This is a genomic window from Streptomyces sp. NPDC031111 (assembly GCF_055570675.1).
This window is the reverse complement of record NZ_JBVIGS010000001.1, coordinates 472,465-492,128: the sequence shown is the minus strand read 5'-3', so window position 1 is coordinate 492,128 and position 19,664 is coordinate 472,465. Positions and strand designations below refer to the sequence as shown.

The window sequence follows — 19,664 nt, the reverse complement described above, 5'->3', positions numbered from 1 at the left end:
TCTCACGGGGCAGCGCCGGCTCTACGCCGTCTCCACCCGCCCGGCCGCCGGGCGTTCCCGCCACAGCCGCAGGCCGATGTCGACCATGCGCACACGGACCAGGTCCGGCACCGCGTCCAGGGGCTGCCAGGCGGCGAGTTCGGTCGAGCCGCCGATCTCGTTCCGCAGTTCGCCGCCGGTGATCCGGCCCTCGTAGACCAGCCGTACGCCGTGGTGGTCCACGGAGCGTCCGAAGCGGGCGGGGAAGGTCCGGCGGGTGGAGTGCACGCCGAGGAGTCCGGTGACCTCGATGTGGTAGCCGGTCTCCTCCTCGACCTCCCGTCGCACGGTGTCGTAGGGATCCTCGCCGTGCTCCATGCCGCCGCCGGGCAGCACCCACTCGGGAACTCCGCCGGGGCCCGGTGACCGGGCGAGCAGGAACTGTCCGTCGCGCACCACCACGGCGTAGGCCGCCACCCTCAGGTTCCGTCGCATCCGGGGACGTTAACCCGGTGTCCGGCACCGCGGGGGCCGCATGGGCGACTTGTCGTCTTCGCGGGGTCATCTCCCCATAAGCGCATCGGGGGTTTTCCCCATACATCCATTTCGATTCGGCCAACCCTCGCCAAACATCCACCCCTTGCGTAAGGCTCAACGATCGTCCGGGTTCGCATTCCGGACCGTCGCGGCCAGGGTCGTTCGGCTCCGGTCGCTCCACGATCGTTCCTTTACTTACAAGGGATGCCGATGACCCACTCCCCGCAGCGCGAACCGATACCGGGCGCGAGACGCGTGGCCCGCATCGCCGTGGCCGCCGGTCTCGTCGCCGCGCTCTCCGCGGCCGGGCCGATCCCCCTGGCCATGGCCGCCGACACACCGCCCGCCGCGCCCGCCGACGCGGACGTCAAGTCCGCGCACGACAAGCTCGGCGCGGACGACGCGGACCTCCTCGCCGAGGCCAAGGCCGACGGCGCCAAGAACGTCACGATGATGATCGCCACCGCTCCCGGAAAGACCGAACAGGTCGCCGAGCAACTGGACGCGGTCAAGGGCGGTTCGGTCGGCCGGACCCACGACGAGCTCGGCTACGTCCGCGCCACCGTCCCCACCGGCAGGGCGGACGCGGCGATCGCGGCCGCCACCAAGCTCTCCTCCGTGCACGGCGTCGACCTGCGCGAGGAGATCCCGCTGGACGACCCGACGCCCGCCGCGGACACCGCCGGGAAGGCGGGCGGCAAGGGAACCGCGAGCTACCCGGCCCCCGGGAAGCGGACCCCCGCGGAGAACCCGTACAACCCGTCCTTCGAGACCGGCGCCGTCGAGTTCGTCGAGGACAACCCGAAGGCGGACGGCCGCGGCGTCACCATCGGCATCCTCGACTCCGGCGTGGACCTCGGCCACCCGGCGCTCCAGAAGACCACCACCGGCGAGCGCAAGATCGTCGACTGGGTGACGGCGACCGACCCGATCGTGGACGGCGACGCGACCTGGCGTCCCCAGGTGACCCCCGTCTCCGGGCCCGAGTTCACCTACAGCGGCCGGACATGGACGGCGCCCGCGGGCTCGTACCAGGTCAGCCTGTTCCGCGAGTCGTCCACCGCGGGCGGCGACGCGGCGGGCGACGCGAACCGGGACGGCGACACCACCGACGTGTGGGGTCTGCTGTACGACCCGGCGGCCGGCACGGTCCGGGTCGACCTGAACAACAACCAGGACTTCGGCGACGACACCCCGATGAAGCCGTACAAGGACGGCTTCCAGATCGGGTACTTCGGCACCGACGACCCGGACACCGATGTCGCCGAGCGCCAGCCGTTCGTCGTGGAGATCCGCAAGGACGTCCCGATGGACCCCTACGGCGGTGACTGGATCGGCCAGAAGCGCGACTTCGTCAACATCGGTGTCATCGAGGGTTCGCACGGCTCGCACGTCGCCGGCATCACCGCCGCCAACGGCCTGTTCGGCGGGCGGATGGACGGCGCCGCCCCCGGCGCGAAGCTCGTCTCCTCGCGTGCCTGCACCTGGTCCGGTGGCTGCACCAACGTGGCGCTCACCGAGGGCATGATCGACCTCGTCACCGAGCGGGGCGTCGACATCGTCAACATGTCCATCGGCGGTCTGCCGGCGCTGAACGACGGCAACAACGCCCGCGCCGAGCTGTACACCCGCCTGATCGACACCTACGGCGTCCAGCTGGTGATCTCCGCGGGCAACTCCGGCCCCGGCGCCAACACCATCGGCGACCCGTCGCTCGCCGACAAGGTCATCTCGGTCGGCGCGTCCGTCTCCCGCGAGACCTGGGCCGCCAACTACGGCTCCGTGGTGGAGAAGAAGTACGCCATGATGCCGTTCTCCTCGCGCGGTCCGCGTGAGGACGGCGGCTTCACGCCGACGCTGGTCGCTCCCGGCGCGGCGATCAACACCATCCAGACCTGGATGCCGGGCGCCCCGGTCGCCGAGGCGGGCTACGACCTGCCGGCCGGCTACGGCATGCTCCAGGGCACCTCGATGGCCTCCCCGCAGGCCGCCGGCGCGTCCGCGCTGCTGCTGTCCGCCGCGAAGCAGAAGCGCATCGACCTCACGCCCGCGAAGCTGCGCACCGCCCTCACCTCCACCGCCGAGCACATCAACGGTGTGCAGGCCTACGAGGAGGGCGCCGGCCTCATCGACATCGAGGACGCCTGGGACGCCATCCGCGACGGCGCCACCGCGCACGACTACACGGTGAAGGCCCCGGTCGACACCGCGATCGACCAGTTCCTGAAGACCCCGGGCTTCGGCACCGGTCTCTACGACCGCGAGGGCGGCCTGAAGGCCGGTCAGAAGAAGACGTACGACGTCACGATCACCCGTACGTCCGGTCCCGACCGCGCGATCCGGCACGAGCTCGACATCGAGAACAACGCCGGCCGTACGTTCCGCGTCCTCGGCGACGACGACATCTCGCTGCCGCTGAACGAGCCGGTCACCGTCAAGGTCCAGGCCGCGCCCGGCTCGGCCGGTCTGAAGAGCGCGATCCTGGAGGTCGACGACCCGCGCACCGAGGGCGTCGACCAGCAGATCCTGACCACCGTCGTGGTCTCCGCGCCGCTCAACCACACCCACTCCGTGTCGGGTTCGGTGCAGCGCAACAGCACCACCTCCTACTTCGTCACCGTGCCCGAGGGCGCGAAGACGCTGGAGGTCGCGATGAGCGGGCTGAAGGACAAGAGCCAGACCCGGTTCATCTCCATCCACCCGTACGGCGTCCCGTCCGACAGCACGTCCACGCCGAACTGCTACAACAACTACAACGACGGCAACGGCTGCCGCCCCGACCTGCGTTCGTACGCGAACCCGCAGCCGGGCGTGTGGGAGATCGAGGTCGAGGCCCGGCGCACCTCGCCGCTGCTCGACAACCCGTACAAGGTGGACGTCGCCGTCCTCGGCGCGGCCTTCGACCCGGAGACCGTGACCGTGCCCGAGGCGAAGGTCGGTACGCCGACCGCCGCCTCGTGGAAGGTGACGAACGAGTACGCCGCGCTGGACGGCAAGCTGGTGGGCGGCCCGCTCGGCTCGTCGAAGACGGAGCGCCCGGCCATCGCGACGGGTGACACGCGCACCACGACGGTCGAGGTGCCCGAGGGTGCCACGTCGCTCGACGTGGCCATCGGCAACGTCTCGGACGCCTCCGCCGACCTGGACCTGACGGTCTACGACAAGGACGGCAACCAGGTCGGCCAGTCCGCGGACGGCGACTCGGAGGAGTCGGTGTCCATCGCCTCCCCGGCGGCCGGTACGTACACCGTGGAGGTCGTGGGCTACTCCGTCCCGGCCGGTTCCACGGACTACGACTACCGGGACGTGTTCTTCTCCGCCTCGCTCGGGTCCGTCACCGTCGACGGCTCCGCGGTGAAGCTCGGCACGGGCGACTCGGCCACCGTCTCCGGCGACGTCACCGTCGCCGCGGCGGCTCCCGAGGGACGCGCGTTCTTCGGGCGCGTCCAGCTGGTGAACGCGCGCGGCACGGTCGCGGGCGTCGGCAACGTGGCGATCGAGAAGGTCGTTCCGTAGGCACCGGTGGTACCGAGGGGGCGGGCGTCCGTACGGGCGCCCGCCCCTTCGTCGTGCCCGGCCCGTCGTGCTCAGCCGCAGGTCAGGGTGCGTGACTCGGGGAGCGCGGCGGTGATCCGGGCCCGCTCGGGGGCGATGTCCGCCTCCCCGACGACCACCGTGTCCGGGTGGGCGCCGGCGACGGGCAGGCCGATCAGCACCTGGTCGCCCTCGTGCAGCGGGGTATCGCCGGCGGGGTCACGGAGGAAGGTGACCTCGTCCCCTCCTTCGCCCTTGTAGAAGCGGCTCACGTCCAGCGTGACGCGTTCCGCCCCGTCCCCCGGCACCGGGTCGACCGCCAGCACCGTGCCCTCGGCGACGACAGCGGCGCAGGCGAGGTAGCGGGGGCTGCCGAAGGCGACCCCGCCCGCGTCATCGCCGCCCGCCTCCTTGGAGTCGGCCTGAGCGGCGCCGCTGTCCGCCGAGCCGGACACCCCGCCGGGCTGTGTCACCAGCCAGCCCATGCCGACGACGACGGTGGCGGCGGCAGCGGCGACGAGGGCACCGAGGGCGACCTTCAGGGGGCGGCGGCGCCGACGGTGCGGACCACGGGAGCCCCCGGCCGTCCCGGGCCGCCCCCCGCCCGGGTACCGCCCGGCCGTCGGCTCCCCGGCCCCGGGCCGGCTGTCCCCCGGCTGCCTCACGGCCGCCCGGACGACGGGCGCCTCCCCGGCCTCCGCCCCGCTCCCGGGCGTCGGCCCGCTCCGGGCCCCCGGCGCGCCGCTCGGCCGCACGCCCCCCATGCGCCCCGCCGACGCGCCCGCGCCTTCCCGGTCCGCCGACTCCGCCCCCGGGGCCCCCGCAGCGGACCCGGCTTCGGAGCCGGGCTCCACGGCCCCGCCCCGCCCCGCCGGGCCGCCGGCCTCTCCGGCGGCCGTCGGCTCCGTCGCGGGTGTCTGCGTGCCGGTGGAGTTCCCGGCGAGGGTGACCTCCTCGGCCGCGAGGACGGCTCCGAGGAGGGTCAGCTGGTCCCTCAGGACGGCGATGTCGGCGACGGCCGACCGGTGCGCGGCCGTGAACGCCGGGTCCTGGCGGGCCCCCGCGGGCAGTGGTTCGTCGAGCAGGGCGGCCATCAGCGGGTCCGTACCGCCGTACGCGCCGCCGCCGGTCCCGTCACCGTGCTCGGGGCCGTCCCCGTGCTCGGGGCCGTTCCCGGCCGTGCCGTCGCCGGACGGGTCCCGGTGCTCGTCATGGGCGGTCATGTCACACCACCTCGTCCTCGTGCAGGCGGGTGCGCAGGGCGCGTACCGCCGTGTGCAGCCTGCTCTTGACCGTGCCCTCCGGGACGCCGAGCTGCTCGGCGATGGAGCGGACCGGCAGGTCGGCGTAGAAGCGCAGCACGACGACCTGGCGCTGCGCGTCGGGCAGCTCGTCCAGGCCGCGGGCCACGGCGAGGGAGAGCAGGCTGGTCTCCTCGCCCGAAGGCGCTTCCGCCGGCCGGAGCGCGGCGAGGCGCTCGCCCAGCCGCTCCTGGCGGCGCTTGGCCCGGTGCCAGTCCATGGCGAGGTTGGAGGCGACGACCGCCGCCCACGCCGAGACGTCCCGCGGCGCCTCCCGCCCGCTCGCGGCGCGTTCCAGCAGCCGCAGGCGGACCTGCTGCACCCCGTCCGGCAGGTCCGCCTGCGGTACCCCGCCCAGCGCGAGCACCGCCCGCACCCGGCGTTCCTGCGCCGCGTCCAGCGGATCGTCGTCCGTGACGACGTGCGACGACCCCCGGCCGCGCCGGGTCCTTCCGCGCAGCACCGGCCACCCCCCTCACCCTGTTTCCTCTACGACGCCGCTCCCGCCCGGAACGTTCGACCGGGTTCTCCGGAGCCGGCCGAGGCGTACGTCACACCTCCGTGTGGTCCGGGCCGGACCGGGCAGGGGACCTTGCGGTCCACGGCCCCCGGCGGCTGAATTTCTGCAGCTCAGGGACGTGACAGCCGAAGGTCCGCAACCGGTGGTCGCCACCGGGCCGTCCCACTTGGCGGGCAGGATCCGCAAAGAATTGGACAGGCGGGCCGTGGTCGGCCGCATGATGGAAGAGCCTCGGCCAGGCATTCAGGAACAAACCAGGACGCAGTAGGGAGTCGCCGTGAGGGTCGGAATCGTCGGAGCCACCGGTCAGGTGGGCACGGTCATGCGCAGGATCCTCAAGGAGCGGAACTTCCCGGTCACGGAGCTGCGCCTGTTCGCCTCGGCCCGCTCGGCCGGCTCCGAGCTGGACGGCGTGACGGTGGAGGACGCGTCCACCGCCGACTACACCGGCCTGGACATCGTGCTGTTCTCGGCGGGCGGCGCGACCTCGAAGGCGCTGGCCGAGAAGGTCGCCTCGCAGGGCGCGGTCGTGATCGACAACTCCTCCGCCTGGCGCAAGGACCCCGAGGTCCCCCTCGTGGTCTCCGAGGTGAACCCGCACGCGATCGCCGACCGCCCCAAGGGCATCATCGCCAACCCGAACTGCACCACGATGGCCGCGATGCCGGTCCTGCGTCCGCTGCACGCGGAGGCGGGCCTGGAGGCGCTGGTCGTCGCGACGTACCAGGCCGTGTCCGGTTCCGGTCTCGCGGGCGTCGCCGAGCTGCACGGCCAGGCGCAGAAGGTGATCGACGAGGCCGACAAGCTCACCCACGACGGCGCGGCGGTCGACTTCCCCGAGCCCGGCGTCTACAAGCGCCCCATCGCCTTCAACGTGCTGCCCCTCGCCGGCAACCTCGTCGACGACGGCCTGAACGAGACCGACGAGGAGCAGAAGCTGCGCAACGAGTCCCGCAAGATCCTGGAGATCCCCGAGCTCAAGGTCTCCGGCACCTGCGTGCGCGTCCCGGTGTTCTCCGGCCACTCGCTCCAGATCAACGCCCGTTTCGCCCGCCCGATCAGCGTGGAGCGCGCGACCGAGCTGCTGGCGGACGCCCCCGGTGTCGTGCTCAGCGACATCCCCACCCCGCTCCAGGCCGCCGGCCAGGACCCGTCGTACGTCGGCCGCATCCGCCCCGACGAGACGGTGGACAACGGCCTCGCGCTGTTCGTCTCCAGCGACAACCTCCGCAAGGGCGCGGCGCTGAACGCCGTCCAGATCGCGGAGCTGGTGGCGCGGGAACTGCGCGGCTGACCACCACGACGTGAGAGTGAGGCGGGCACCCCGGGACCGGGTGTGCCCGCCTCCTCGCCGTTCCCGGGGCACCAGCGGCCACCGCGCTAGCCGGCCCGCCGGTCGCCCCGCCGCACCTCGTACAGGAAGCAGCCGTACTCGACGGCCCGTACGTGCACCAGCGCCACCTCGGGGTCGGTGAAGGCCTCGGTGAGGGCGGGTCCGAAGTCCTCCGGTGCCTCGACCAGGCGGCCGCCCAGGATGCGGCCCTCGGCGGAGTAGCGGCGGAGGGCGCGGTGGGCGTTGGTGAAGGGGAGGTCCGCGCCCTGTGGCCCCGGGCACTCCTCGGCGTGGACGAAGACGGGGCCCTGTTCGTCGTAGGCGCCGGGGTCCGCGCCCGTCTCGGCCGCCCACCGGCGCAGGGGCGCGTAGGTGACGAGCGCGACGCGCTCGCCCGGGGTGCTGCGGCGCAGGCAGCAGCGGAGCGGGGCGCCGCCCTCGTCGTCGGTGCGGGGGACGGCGGGGCGGCCGGCGTCGTCGGCCGCCAGCAGCTCCTTCAGTACCGGTGGAGGGACGGGGCGTGCGATGTGGGTCGTCATGTTCTCCAGACTCGCCCCCGGCGGTCTGGACCGCCGGCGGGTTCCGGACGTCGCGCTGCCCCCCTTCGGCCCCGGCCGATACAGGGGAATCCCCATGGTCCGGCTCGGTCATCGCCTCAGCCCGATGCCGCGTGGAAGGATGGCGCAACCCACACATATCGAGGAGATGACCGCGTGCCTGGCACAAACCTGACTCGCGAAGAGGCGCGGCAGCGGGCGCAGCTGCTGACCGTTGACTCGTACGAGATCGATCTCGACCTCTCCGGCGCGCAGGAGGGCGGCACCTACCGGTCCGTGACCACGGTGCGCTTCGACGTCGCCGAGGACGGCGACGGCGCGGAGTCCTTCATCGACCTGGTGGCCCCCACCGTGCACGAGGTGACCCTCAACGGGGACTCCCTCGACCCGGCCGAGGTCTTCGCGGACTCCCGCATCGCCCTGCCCGGCCTGCTGAGGGGCCGCAACATCCTCCGGGTGAGCGCCGACTGCGCGTACACCAACACCGGTGAGGGTCTGCACCGGTTCGTCGACCCGGTCGACGACCAGGCGTACCTGTACACCCAGTTCGAGGTGCCCGACGCCCGCCGCGTGTTCGCGAGCTTCGAACAGCCCGACCTGAAGGCGACCTTCCAGTTCACCGTGAGGGCGCCGGAGGGCTGGACCGTCATCTCCAACTCGCCCACGCCGGAGCCGCAGGAGAACGTCTGGACGTTCGAGCCGACCCCGCGCATCTCGTCGTACATCACGGCGCTGATCGTCGGCCCGTACCACAGCGTGCACAGCGTCTACGAGAAGGACGGGCAGTCCGTCCCGCTCGGCATCTACTGCCGGCCGTCGCTCGCCGAGTACCTCGACTCGGACGCGATCTTCGAGGTCACCCGGCAGGGCTTCGACTGGTTCCAGGAGAAGTTCGACTACGCGTACCCGTTCGCGAAGTACGACCAGCTGTTCGTGCCGGAGTTCAACGCGGGCGCGATGGAGAACGCGGGCGCGGTGACCATCCGCGACCAGTACGTCTTCCGCTCGAAGGTGACGGACGCGGCGTACGAGGTGCGCGCGGAGACCATCCTGCACGAGCTGGCCCACATGTGGTTCGGCGACCTGGTCACCATGGAGTGGTGGAACGACCTGTGGCTGAACGAGTCGTTCGCCACCTACACCTCCATCGCCTGCCAGGCCGCGGCGCCCGGCTCGCGCTGGCCGCACTCGTGGACGACGTTCGCGAACTCCATGAAGACCTGGGCCTACCGCCAGGACCAACTGCCGTCCACGCACCCGATCATGGCGGACATCCGCGACCTGGACGACGTGCTCGTCAACTTCGACGGCATCACGTACGCCAAGGGCGCCTCCGTGCTGAAGCAGCTCGTCGCGTACGTCGGTGAGGACGAGTTCTTCCGGGGCGTGCAGGCGTACTTCAAGCGCCACGCCTACGGCAACACGCGCCTGTCCGACCTGCTGGGCGCGCTGGAGGAGACCTCCGGCCGCGATCTGACGACCTGGTCGAAGCAGTGGCTGGAGACGGCCGGCATCAACGTCCTGCGCCCGGAGATCGAGACGGACGGCGACGGTGTCATCACCTCCTTCGGCATCCGCCAGGAGGCTCCCGCACTGCCCGCCGGCGCCAAGGGTGAGCCGACGCTCCGCCCGCACCGCATCGCGGTCGGCCTGTACGACCTCGACGAGGCGACGGGCAAGCTGGTGCGCGGGGAGCGCGTCGAGCTGGACGTCGACGGCGAGCTGACGGCCGTACCGCAGCTGACCGGCAAGCGCCGTCCGGCGGTCGTCCTCCTCAACGACGACGACCTGTCCTACGCCAAGGTGCGCCTGGACGAGCAGTCGCTGGCGTTCGTCACCGAGCACCTCGGCGACTTCGCCGAGTCCCTCCCGCGAGCCCTGTGCTGGGCCTCCGCCTGGGACATGACCCGGGACGCGGAGCTCGCCGCACGCGACTACCTGTCGCTGGTGCTGTCGGGCATCGGCAAGGAGTCCGACATCGGTGTCGTGCAGTCGCTGCACCGCCAGGTGAAGCTGGCGATCGACCTGTACGCCGACCCTGCCGCCCGTGAGGCGCTGCTGGCCCGCTGGACCGACGCCACGCTGGCCCACCTGCGGTCCGCCGAGCCGGCGAGCGACCATCAGCTGGCGTGGGCGCGGGCGTTCGCGGCGACGGCCCGTACGCCGGAGCAGCTGGACCTGCTCGAAGGGCTGCTGGCCGGCACGCAGACGGTCGAGGGGCTGGCCGTCGACACCGAGCTGCGCTGGTCGTTCGTGCAGCGGCTGGCGGCGGTGGGCCGGTTCGACGAGACGGAGATCGCGGGCGAGTACGAGCGGGACAGGACGGCCGCCGGCGAGCGTCACGCGGCTACCGCCCGTGCGGCCCGCCCGACCGAGGAGGCCAAGGCGGAGGCGTGGGCCTCGGTCGTGGAGTCCGACAAGCTGCCGAACGCCGTCCAGGAGGCGGTCATCGCCGGCTTCGTCCAGACCGACCAGCGCGAGCTGCTGGCGCCGTACACGGACCGGTACTTCGAGGTGCTGGCGGACGTCTGGGCGTCCCGCTCGCACGAGATCGCCCAGCAGATCGCGGTCGGGCTGTACCCGTCGATCCAGGTCTCCGGGGAGACCCTGGACAAGACGGACGCCTGGTTGACCTCCGCCGAGCCGAACGCGGCCCTGCGCCGCCTGGTCTCGGAATCCCGCGCGGGCGTGGAACGCGCCCTGCGCGCCCAGGCGGCGGACGCGGCGGCGGCGTCCTAGGCGGTTACGGGGATCGAGGGCGCCCGGTGTTCGTGCCGGGCGCCCTCGGTGTTTCCGTTTCGAAGGCATCGTTCTCGCATCTAACGGCATCATACTATTCAAGTTTGACTAGTATGCCGGCATGAGCGAGAAGACGATTCCGATACTGCCGTGCCGGACCCTCCCGCCCGTGCTCGACTTCTACGCCGCCCTCGGGTTCGAGGTGACGTTCCAGCAGAGGAGCCCCAATCCGTACGCGGTGGTGGAGCGCGGCGGCATTCAGCTCCACTTCTTCGGGATGAAGCGGTACGAGCCGGCCGAGTCGTTCAGCACGTGCTGCGTCCTGACCGACGACGTCGACGGGCTCTACGCGGCCTTCCGCGCCGGGCTCAAGGAGGCGTACGGGAGGGTTCCGAACCGGGGGCTGCCCCGCATCGGGCCGCTGAAGGACACCTCGCACGGCGTGCGGCAGTTCCTCCTGACCGATCCGGGCGGCAACTGTCTCCGCGTCGGGCAGCCGACGAGCGGGGACCTGCACCACCGGCCCGCACCCGAGGAGACGTTCGCCCGCGCCCTCCACAACGCCTCCCTGTTCGCGGACTCGAGGGACGACCCGGCGGGCGCCGCGAAGATCATCGACCGGGTGCTGCGCATCGAGGACGAGCGGCCCTCGCCCGTCCAGCTGCTGCGCCTGCTCGCGCTGCGCGCGGACGTCGCCGGGCGCCTCGGCGACGAGGAGACCGCGGCGTCCGCCCGCGCCCGGGCCACCGCGATCCGACTCACCGCCCGGGAGCGGGAGTCGGTGCGCGAGGACCTTGAGCGGCTCGAGGAGCTGGAGGCGTAGGGGAAGGGGCCGCATCCGGCGCCCTCACCCCAGGTGGGCGGCGAGCGCCGCCTCGACCGCCGCCGGGTCGGCCGACTCCGCCGCCCACGCCACGTATCCGTCGGGGCGCACCAGAACGGTCGTACGGCGGTCGCTCGCCCAGCGTTCCACGGTCAGTCGGTCCTCGCGTCCGCCCCGCGCCGTCTCACCGGGTGTGATCAGTACGTACCGCCCGCCGCGCAGCGCCTCGTAGAGGCGTCCGCCGCGCAGCGCCGCGTCGGGGACACGGGTGCCGACGAGGCGGTGGGCGCCGCGCGGGGCGGGGTACCGGTAGCCGATGCCGGAGATCTGGGCCAGGGCCTTCGTGCGGGCGGGACGGAACACGTTGACGAAGGCGGAGACGAGGGCGCGTACGGTGCGCAGCGCCGGGTTCTGCGCCCGGGCCAGCCGGACCAGTCCGCCACTGCTGCGCAGCACGGCCCTGCCGACCGGGTGGCGCTCGGTCTGGTAGGTGTCCAGGATGCCCTCGGGTGCCCAGCCCTTGACGGCCGCGGCGAGCTTCCAGCCCAGGTTGGCCGCGTCCTGGAGGCCGGTGTTCATGCCCTGGCCGCCGGCCGGTGAGTGGACGTGCGCGGCGTCACCGGCGAGGAAGACCCGCCCGACCCGGTACTCGGGCGCCTGCCGCTCGTCGCTGTGGAAGCGGGAGAGCCAGCGCGCGTCCCGCATGCCGTAGTCGGTGCCGAGGGCCCGGCGCGTGACCTCCTTCACCTCGTCGAGGTCGAGCGGGGCGTCGTCGGGGACCTCGTGCCGGCGGTTCCAGCCCATGACCCGGTACCAGCCGTCACCGAAGGACACGATCATCGCGAAGGCGTCGCCGGTGCCGTTGACGGTGAGCACGCCGGCGGGCGGCTCGGCGAGCCGCACGTCCGCCAGGAACAGGGACTTGATGACGGCGGCGCCGGGGAAGGGCAGGCCGACCGCTTGGCGTACGGCGCTGCGGTGGCCGTCCGCGCCCACGACGTAGGACGCGCGGTGGGTGACGACCGCCCCGTCCGGGCCGCGCACGTCGAGTGCGACGCCGGTGTCGTCCTGCCGCAGCCCCACGACCTCGTGCTCGTGCAGGAACTCGACGCCGAGCTCGCGCGCCCGCCGCTCCAGCAGCCGCTCGACCTCGTACTGCGGGGTGATGAGCAGGAACGGGAAGCGGGACGGCAGCGTGCCGAGGTCGAGGGAGAGACGGCGGAAGAGCCGCAGCTCGGTGATGGTGCTGCCGGTGGCGAGCAACTGGTCGGCGAGGCCCCGTGCGTCGAGCTGCTCCAGGGTGCGGGCGTGCACTCCGAAGGCGCGGGAGAGGTTGCTGATCTCGCGGGGGCGCCTCTCGACGAGGGTGACGGGGACGCCGGCGGCGGCGAGGTCGCCGGCGAGGAGGAGCCCGGTGGGGCCCGAGCCGACGACGATCACGGGGCGGGGGGAGGGGGTGCCGTGGCTGCTGTGGGTGTTGGTGCCGGTGCCAGTGCCGTTCATGGGAGGCCTCCTGGGAGCCAACGCTTGTTGGCCAACATTTGTTGGTCAACGCTCGTTGGCAACGGTAGAGCGGCCCGGACGGTGAAGTCAACACTTGTTGGCCTACGGATGTTGGCCTACGGTTGTTGGCATGAATCGGAACAGGCCCTCCGCCTCCCCCACGCCCCCCGCGCAACAGCGCCGCTCGGAGGCCACGCGCACGGCGATCCTCGACGCGGCCCGCGAGCGCTTCGCGGCCGACGGTTACGAGCGCGCCACCATCCGCGCCATCGCCAAGGACGCGAACATCGATCCGTCGATGGTGATGCGCTACTACGGCAACAAGGAGGGGCTGTTCGCGGCGGCCGTCTCCATCGATCTGAGGCTGCCGGACCCGGTCTCGGTGCCCCGGGAGGAGGCCGGCCGGACGCTCGTGACGCACTTCCTGGGCATGTGGGAGTCGAACGAGGTGCTCACGGCGCTGCTGCGGGTCGGCGCGACCAATCAGGCGGGGGCCGAGCGCATGCAGGGCATCTTCCGGGACCAGCTGCTGCCGGTCGCCCGCCGGGTGTGTCCGGACCCCGAACAGGCCCCGGCGCGGGCCGCGCTGGCGTCATCGCAGCTGCTCGGGCTGGCGCTGACGCGCTATGTGCTGCGGTTCCCGCCCGCCGTGGCGCTGCATCCCGACGAGATCGTGGCCTGGCTGGCCCCCACCGTGCAGCGCTACCTCACCGCGCCGTACCCGGTGGCGTGAGGGGTTCGTGAGGCCGGTGCCCTCATGAACGCGCCGAGGGCGCCGGCGTCACGACGTACGGCGGATGCGTGTACGTCGTGACGGGCCGGCGCCCTCGGGAAAGTGTGTGCGGGCCGCTCGCGCGGGCCGGGATCAGACCTTGGCCTCGGCCTTGGTGCTGATGTTGGAGGTGGTCGTGTCCTTCTTCTTGTGCGACTTGTCGCCGATCATCACCAGGCCGGCGATGACCACGAACAGCACGAGCGGGGCCACGACGTAGAGGCCCAGCGTCTCGACGACGCTCAGGCCCGTGCCGGGGTCGTCACCGTCGTCGCGGGTGAGCGCGAGCGCGGGGGACGACATGAGCAGCATCATCAGCGTCGTACCGGCTGCCAGGGCGCCGGCGCGCAGGGCGTTCTTCTTGTCCACGGTCCCCAAAGTATCCAACGCGGTGTCGCCGCGCGCGGGCGGGGTGCCGTAAGGGGTGGGCGGGGGTGGGTTTGCGCAGCCCGGCGCTTGCGGGGTGCCTCCCCCATCGCCCCAGCGGCACGACTGCCCGCGGAAGCGGTGGGGCTCATTCCCTCAACGCGTCGATCAGGGCCCGGAGCCGCGGGGACGCCGTCAGTTCCTCCAGGGTGACCGGTCTTCCCTGGGTGTTGGCGATCGGGAGGCGCCAGTTCGGGTACTGGTCCCAGGTGCCGGGGAGGTTCTGGGGGCGGCGGTCGCCCACTCCGTCCGGGAGCCAGACGCCGATCATGCGGGCCGGTGTGCGCAGCAGACAGCCGTAGACGGCCCGGATCTCCTCCTCCTCGGAGGCGTCCGCCCCCATCAGCCCCAGCCGCGTGAACAGCTCCCGCCACTCCGCCGTGTCGGCGGCGGCCTCCGCCCGCTCCTCCTCCAGGGACCGCGTGAGCAGCCCCAGGCTGTCCCGGAGCTCCACGTGCTCCCCGCTGAGCCGGGCGGCCGTGGGCGGCAGGTCGTGGGTGGTGGCGGTCGCCAGGCAGTCCGCGCGCCAGCCGTCCGGCGGCAGCGGGCGACGGTCACCGTCCCAGTCGCGCTCGAACCACAGCACCGACGTGCCGTACACACCCCTCTCCCGCAACGCCTCCCGCACACCGGGCTCGACGGTCCCCAGGTCCTCCCCGATCACCACCGCCCCGGCCCTGGAGGCCTCCAGGACGAGCACGGCGAGCATCGCCTCGGCGTCGTAGCGGACGTACGTGCCCTCGGTGGGCGGGTGGCCCTCGGGGACCCACCAGAGCCGGAACAGGCCCATGACGTGGTCGATGCGCAGGGCACCCGCGTACCGGAAGAGGGCCCGGAGCAGGGCGCGGAAGGGGGCGTACCCGGAGTCGGCGAGCCGGTCGGGGCGCCAGGGCGGCAGCCCCCAGTCCTGGCCGCGCGCGTTGAAGGCGTCCGGGGGCGCGCCGACGGACATGCCGGCCGCGAAGTACTCCTGCTGCGCCCAGGCGTCGGCGCCACGGGGGTGCACGCCGACCGCGAGGTCGTGCACGATCCCGACCGGCATCCCGGCCTCGCGGGCGGCCCGCTGGGCGGCGGTGAGCTGGGCGTCGGTGAGCCAGACGAGCCGGGAGTGGAAGTCGACGCGGTCGGCCAGTTCGCGGCGGGCGCGGGCGGTCCCGGGTGAGCGCGGGTCGCGCAGGGCGGCGGGCCACCGGTGCCAGTCGGGGCCGTGCACCTCGGCGAGCGCGCACCAGGTGGCGTGGTCCTCCAGGGCCTGGCCCTGTCCGGCGAGGAAGTCGTCGTAGGCGGCGCGGCGGCCGGGGCCGAGCGGGATCCCGTGCGCCAGCTCCAATGCCTCCCGCTTGGCCTCCCACACGGCGTCCCGGTCGATCAGCGCGCCCTTGTCCAGCACCGCCTCGCGCAGTCGCGCCGCCCGCTCCAGCAGGGCGCGTACGCGGTCGTGGCCCTCTGCGCGCCCGACGGCGTACGCGAACTCGGGGACGTCCTCGATCCGCAGGTGGACCGGGTCCGGGAAGCGGCGGGAGGAGGGCCGGTACGGGGAGGGGTCGCTGGGGGCGCCGGGGACGGCCGCGTGCAGGGGGTTGACCTGGACGAACCCCGCGCCGAGGGCGCGTCCGGCCCAGCCGGCGAGTTCGCCGAGGTCGGCGAGGTCTCCCATGCCCCAGGAGCGGCGGGAGAGCAGGGAGTAGAGCTGGACGAGGAGCCCGTACGAGCGTCCCGGGGGCGCGGGCAGCCTCGGCGGGGCGACGATCAGGTGGGCGCGGGCGGTGCGGCCGTCGGAGGCGGTGGCGGTGACCTCGTGCACTCCGGGCGGAAGGTGCTCGGCGGACGCGCGGGTCTCGCCCTGTTCGGTGCGCACGTGCAGACGGGTGCCGTCGGGGAGCGCGGTCAGGGCGGCGGGGGTGTCGGTGCCCCAGCCGACGACGGTGGGCGGCAGCAGCCGCTCGCCGAGTTCCCGTTCGCGGGCGGCGAGGGCGTCGCGGACGGCGCGCGGGGTGGCCGCGTCCACGCCGAGGGCGGCCAGCGCGAGGGTGACGGCGGTGGCCGAGGCCGCGACCGTGCGGTCCGGGGAGGGGTGGTAGGAGGTGGCGACGCCGTGCAGGGCGGCGAGCCGGGACAGGTCCTCGGAAGGGGGCTCGGCCGGCCGTGGCGCGGCCACCTAGGGCTCCGGGCGGTACTGGGCCGGGAAGGAGTCGAGCCCGGAGGAGTCAGAGGAGTCCAGGAAGCCGTCGGCCTCGCTGGTCAGGGGGGTGGCGTCGGCGAGCGGCGGTTCGCTGGTGAGGGGTTCGGCGTCGGGCAGCGGGGGTTCGCTGGTCAGCGGGACCTCGGCGCAGGAGCCCTCCGCGCTGAAGACGCAGAAGTGCGGTTCGTCGGGCCGGGCGGACGGCTCCGCCGCGGGTTTGGACAGGGTGGGGGAAGGAACGTATGCCGGTGCAGCCACAGATGGCCTCCTCAACGAGCACGGCGTGCGGGTCATCTCGCAGCCCTACCCAGCGGACGCGAGGCCAGACGCACAAAGTCACCCGACGTGCTTCTGCTCACACTCTGTTCCCATCCCCTCCCCCCACAGTGGGACAAATACGCCACATCGGCCACTCTCATTGACACGTTCACCGCACAGGTGGTGGGCTCTGGGTTGCTTGGTAACGGAATGGACACGGCCGCATCGGCCACCGGGCCGACGGCCGTCAAGCGAAGTCGAGCGCGTCGAGCAGACAGGAGGGGCCCGTGCGGCTGCGGCGTGGGAGGACGGCGAACGCCACGGGGGCCGCGCTCGCCCTCGCCGTGCTCGCGGGGACCCTGGGCGCGACACCCGCCGCCGTGGCCGCGCCGCCCGCGCCCGGAACCACCACCTCCCCCGCCGCCGACCCGGCCGGGGCGACGGCCCCGGCCGTGTGGCCGCGCCCGCACTCCCTGCGCCCCAACGGCGCCCCGGTCGAGGTGACCGAGGAGGTCGCCCTGATCGCCGACGCGACGGCCGACGCGTACGCCCTCGACGCGCTCCGCGCGCTGCTGCGGCAGGCGGGCGCGAGCCGGTTCACCGCCCCCGGCGCACCGAGGCCCGAGGGGGCGCTCGTGGTGCGCGTGGGTACGGAACGCGCCCCGGGCGGCCCCCGGCACGCCCTTCCCGCCGGCGGTTACACACTGTCCGTCGGCAAGGGGACCGTCTCCCTCACCGGCGCGGACGGCGACGGCCAGTTCCACGCCGTGCAGACCCTGCGCCGGCTGACGCGCCCCGGCGACGGCACGATCACCGCGGCCGTCGTACGCGACTGGCCCGCCACCCGTGTGCGCGGCGTCACCGAGGGCTTCTACGGCACCCCGTGGACGCACGAGCAGCGGCTGGCGCAGCTGGACTTCATGGGCCGCACCAAGCAGAACCGGTACCTGTACGCCCCCGGCGACGACCTCCACCGGCAGGCCCGCTGGCGTGAGCCGTACCCGGCCGAGCGGCGCGCGGAGTTCCGGGAGCTGGCCGAGCGGGCGCGGCGCAACCACGTCACACCCGGCTGGGCGGTGGCGCCGGGCCAGGCGATGTGCTTCGCCTCGGACGACGACCTGCGGGCGCTGACCCGCAAGCTGGACGCGATGCGGTCGCTGGGCTTCCGCGCCTTCCAGCTCCAGTTCCACGACGTCAGCTACAGCGAGTGGCACTGCGGGGCGGACGCCGACCGGTTCGGTTCCGGCCCCGAGGCCGCGGCCCGCGCCCAGGCCCATGTGGCAAACGCGGTGGCCCGGCACCTGGCCGACCGTCACCCCGGCTCGGCCGCCCTGTCCTTGATGCCCACCGAGTACTACGAGGACGGCTCGACCGCGTACCGGCGCGCCCTCGCCCGGGAACTGGACCCGGGCGTCGAGGTGGCGTGGACCGGGGTCGGGGTGGTGCCGCGCACCATCAAGGGCCGCGAACTGGCGAAGGCCCGGGAGGTGTTCGGGCATCCGCTGGTGACCATGGACAACTACCCGGTGAACGACTACGCACCCGGCCGGATCTTCCTCGGCCCCTACCAGGGCCGCGAACCGGCCGTCGCCGCCGGTTCGGCCGCGCTGCTCGCCAACGCGATGGCCCAGCCCGAGGCGTCCCGCATCCCCCTGTTCACCGCCGCGGACTTCGCCTGGAACCCGCGCGACTACCGCCCCGAGGAGTCCTGGCGGGCCGCGATCGCGGACCTCGCGGGCGGTGACGCCCGGCGCCGTCAGGCGCTGACCGCGCTGGCCGCGAACACCGCGTCCTCGGTGCTGGGCGGCGAGGAGTCCGCCTATCTGCGTCCGCTGATGGAGGAGTTCTGGCGGACCCGCGCGACCACTCGCGGGGACGACGGGACACGGGCGGCCGGGCGGCTGCGCGCGGCCTTCACCGTCCTGCGCGATCTGCCGGAGCGGCTGTCCGGGACCGCGCTCGCCGCCGAGGTCTCCCCCTGGACGGGGCGACTGGCCCGCTACGGCGAGGCGGGCACCACCGCCCTGGACCTGCTGCACGCCCAGCGGGCCGGGGACGCGGGCGGCGCCTGGACGGCGTACCGGCGGCTCGGCGCGCAGCGGGCCCGGCTGGAGTCGTCGCGGGTGACGGTCGGCGAGGGCGTGCTGGACCCCTTCCTGAGCCGGGCGCAGCAGGCGTACGAGAGCTGGGCGGGCATCGACCACGAGCCGCCCGCCCCGTCCGCCGGCGACCCCACTCTCCGTCTGCCGCGCGCCCGCGCGCTGAACGCGGTGACGGTGCTCACCGAGCCCGGCGCGGACGGGGCCGTGGAGGTCCGCGCCCCGGGCGGGGGGTGGCGCCGGCTGGGCGCGCTGTCGGCGACGGGCGCCACCGAGCTGCCGGCCGGCTCCGGCGATCCGGTGGACGCCGTGCGGGTGACCGGCGCGGGCGCCTCAGAGGTCCGGCACCTGGTCCCCTGGTTCGCGGACACGGCCGCCGCCTCCCTGGAGCTGCCCGGCGACCGCGCGGACACCGACATCGGCGGCACCCGGCGGCTGACCGCCGCCCTCGGCTCGCTGCGCCCCGCCGAGGTGCGCGGGAAACTGACCGTGGAGGCCCCGAAGGGCCTCGACGTCCGGGTGCCCGAGGACGCGCTGACCGTCCCGCGCGGTACGCCCGTGGACGTACCGGTCGAGGTGACCGTGAAGCCGGGCACACCTGCCGGGTCGTACGCCGTCCGGCTCGCGTTCGCCGGCGCGACCCGCACCCTGACGGTCCACGCCGTCCCCCGGACCGGCGGCCCCGACCTGGCCCGCACCGGCCGGGCGGGCTCCTCGGCCGACGAGACGCCCGACTTCCCGGCCCGGGCGGCGAACGACGGCGACCCGGAGACGCGCTGGTCGTCCCCGGTCGACGACGACGCCTGGTGGCAGGTCGAACTGGAGCGCCCGGTACGGCTCGGGAAGGTCGCGCTGCACTGGCAGGAGGCGCACCCGTCGGCGTACCGCGTCGAGGTGTCGGGGGACGGCCGCACCTGGCGCACGGCGGCGACGGTGCGGGAGAGCCGCGGCGGCCGGGAGACGGTCCGCATGGACGAGCCCGGTGTGCGCCACATCCGCGTCCAGGGCGAGAAGCGGGCCACGCGGTACGGCTACTCGCTGTGGTCGGTGGAGGCGTACGCGGTCGCGGACTGAGAGCCCCCGCCGGGCACCCGGCACCCG

The 19,664-nt window shown here is 73.5% G+C and carries 14 protein-coding genes; 6 read left to right on the top strand and 8 right to left on the bottom strand.

From position 1 onward, the window contains the following. Positions 1-21: 21 nt before the first annotated feature. Positions 22-474, bottom strand: a complete 453-nt coding sequence (locus ACZ470_RS02185) for an NUDIX hydrolase (protein ID WP_468423584.1) — start codon at positions 472-474, stop codon at positions 22-24. A gap of 252 nt (positions 475-726) precedes the next feature. On the opposite strand from ACZ470_RS02185, the gene ACZ470_RS02180 reads away from it, so the two are divergent. Further along, entirely contained in the window at positions 727-4,032 is a 3,306-nt protein-coding gene (locus ACZ470_RS02180; protein ID WP_468423582.1) for a S8 family serine peptidase, read from the top strand. Positions 4,033-4,103: 71 nt separating this feature from the next. Here the strand turns inward: ACZ470_RS02180 and ACZ470_RS02175 are convergent, their stop codons facing one another. Then, complete coding sequence (locus tag ACZ470_RS02175; protein WP_468423580.1) at positions 4,104-5,273, bottom strand: hypothetical protein; 1,170 nt, start codon at positions 5,271-5,273, stop codon at positions 4,104-4,106. Position 5,274: 1 nt separating this feature from the next. Continuing rightward, complete coding sequence (locus ACZ470_RS02170; RefSeq protein WP_468423578.1) at positions 5,275-5,814, bottom strand: RNA polymerase sigma factor; 540 nt, start codon at positions 5,812-5,814, stop codon at positions 5,275-5,277. 334 nt (positions 5,815-6,148) lie between these two features. Between ACZ470_RS02170 and ACZ470_RS02165 the strand changes: the two genes are divergently transcribed. Further along, positions 6,149-7,165, top strand: a complete 1,017-nt coding sequence (locus ACZ470_RS02165) for an aspartate-semialdehyde dehydrogenase (protein WP_468423576.1) — start codon at positions 6,149-6,151, stop codon at positions 7,163-7,165. Between the two features lie 86 nt (positions 7,166-7,251). Here ACZ470_RS02165 and ACZ470_RS02160 read toward each other — a convergent pair whose 3' ends face one another. Beyond that, entirely contained in the window at positions 7,252-7,743 is a 492-nt protein-coding gene (locus ACZ470_RS02160; protein WP_468423574.1) for a DUF1203 domain-containing protein, read from the bottom strand. A gap of 174 nt (positions 7,744-7,917) precedes the next feature. Here ACZ470_RS02160 and pepN point away from each other — a divergent pair, with 174 nt between their 5' ends. Together pepN and ACZ470_RS02150 are read left to right on the top strand one after the other, a co-directional pair. Continuing rightward, positions 7,918-10,500: an aminopeptidase N gene (pepN, locus tag ACZ470_RS02155; RefSeq protein ID WP_468423572.1), complete on the top strand. Its 2,583-nt coding sequence runs from the start codon at positions 7,918-7,920 to the stop codon at positions 10,498-10,500. Positions 10,501-10,621: 121 nt separating this feature from the next. After that, entirely contained in the window at positions 10,622-11,323 is a 702-nt protein-coding gene (locus ACZ470_RS02150; RefSeq protein ID WP_468423570.1) for a bleomycin resistance protein, read from the top strand. 24 nt (positions 11,324-11,347) lie between these two features. Here ACZ470_RS02150 and ACZ470_RS02145 read toward each other — a convergent pair whose 3' ends face one another. Further along, the gene (locus ACZ470_RS02145) at positions 11,348-12,826 is read right to left on the bottom strand and encodes an FAD-dependent monooxygenase (RefSeq protein ID WP_468423568.1); all 1,479 of its coding nucleotides are present in this window, start codon (positions 12,824-12,826) and stop codon (positions 11,348-11,350) included. A gap of 130 nt (positions 12,827-12,956) precedes the next feature. Here ACZ470_RS02145 and ACZ470_RS02140 point away from each other — a divergent pair, with 130 nt between their 5' ends. After that, the gene (locus tag ACZ470_RS02140; RefSeq protein ID WP_468423567.1) at positions 12,957-13,559 is read left to right on the top strand and encodes a TetR/AcrR family transcriptional regulator; all 603 of its coding nucleotides are present in this window, start codon (positions 12,957-12,959) and stop codon (positions 13,557-13,559) included. Between the two features lie 132 nt (positions 13,560-13,691). Here ACZ470_RS02140 and ACZ470_RS02135 read toward each other — a convergent pair whose 3' ends face one another. The 3 genes from ACZ470_RS02135 to ACZ470_RS02125 all read right to left on the bottom strand — a co-directional run bounded on the left by ACZ470_RS02135 (position 13,692) and on the right by ACZ470_RS02125 (position 16,464). Then, on the bottom strand, positions 13,692-13,967 hold the full coding sequence (locus tag ACZ470_RS02135; RefSeq protein ID WP_468423565.1) for a hypothetical protein: 276 nt from the start codon (positions 13,965-13,967) through the stop codon (positions 13,692-13,694). A 145-nt stretch (positions 13,968-14,112) separates the two neighbouring features. After that, positions 14,113-16,182, bottom strand: coding sequence for a 4-alpha-glucanotransferase (malQ, locus tag ACZ470_RS02130; RefSeq protein WP_468423563.1), 2,070 nt, complete (start codon positions 16,180-16,182; stop codon positions 14,113-14,115). Continuing rightward, positions 16,183-16,464: a hypothetical protein gene (locus ACZ470_RS02125; RefSeq protein ID WP_468423561.1), complete on the bottom strand. Its 282-nt coding sequence runs from the start codon at positions 16,462-16,464 to the stop codon at positions 16,183-16,185. It abuts the gene before it with no gap. 287 nt (positions 16,465-16,751) lie between these two features. Here ACZ470_RS02125 and ACZ470_RS02120 point away from each other — a divergent pair, with 287 nt between their 5' ends. Further along, entirely contained in the window at positions 16,752-19,637 is a 2,886-nt protein-coding gene (locus ACZ470_RS02120; protein ID WP_468423559.1) for a beta-N-acetylglucosaminidase domain-containing protein, read from the top strand. Positions 19,638-19,664 lie beyond the last annotated feature (27 nt).

Coding starts and splice junctions, on each gene's coding strand:
- ACZ470_RS02185 (WP_468423584.1), bottom strand. CDS start 474: ATGCGACGGAACCTGAGGGTGGCGGCCTACGCCGTGGTGGTGCGCGAC.
- ACZ470_RS02180 (WP_468423582.1), top strand. CDS start 727: ATGACCCACTCCCCGCAGCGCGAACCGATACCGGGCGCGAGACGCGTG.
- ACZ470_RS02175 (WP_468423580.1), bottom strand. CDS start 5,273: ATGACCGCCCATGACGAGCACCGGGACCCGTCCGGCGACGGCACGGCC.
- ACZ470_RS02160 (WP_468423574.1), bottom strand. CDS start 7,743: ATGACGACCCACATCGCACGCCCCGTCCCTCCACCGGTACTGAAGGAG.
- ACZ470_RS02150 (WP_468423570.1), top strand. CDS start 10,622: ATGAGCGAGAAGACGATTCCGATACTGCCGTGCCGGACCCTCCCGCCC.
- ACZ470_RS02145 (WP_468423568.1), bottom strand. CDS start 12,826: ATGAACGGCACTGGCACCGGCACCAACACCCACAGCAGCCACGGCACC.
- ACZ470_RS02140 (WP_468423567.1), top strand. CDS start 12,957: ATGAATCGGAACAGGCCCTCCGCCTCCCCCACGCCCCCCGCGCAACAG.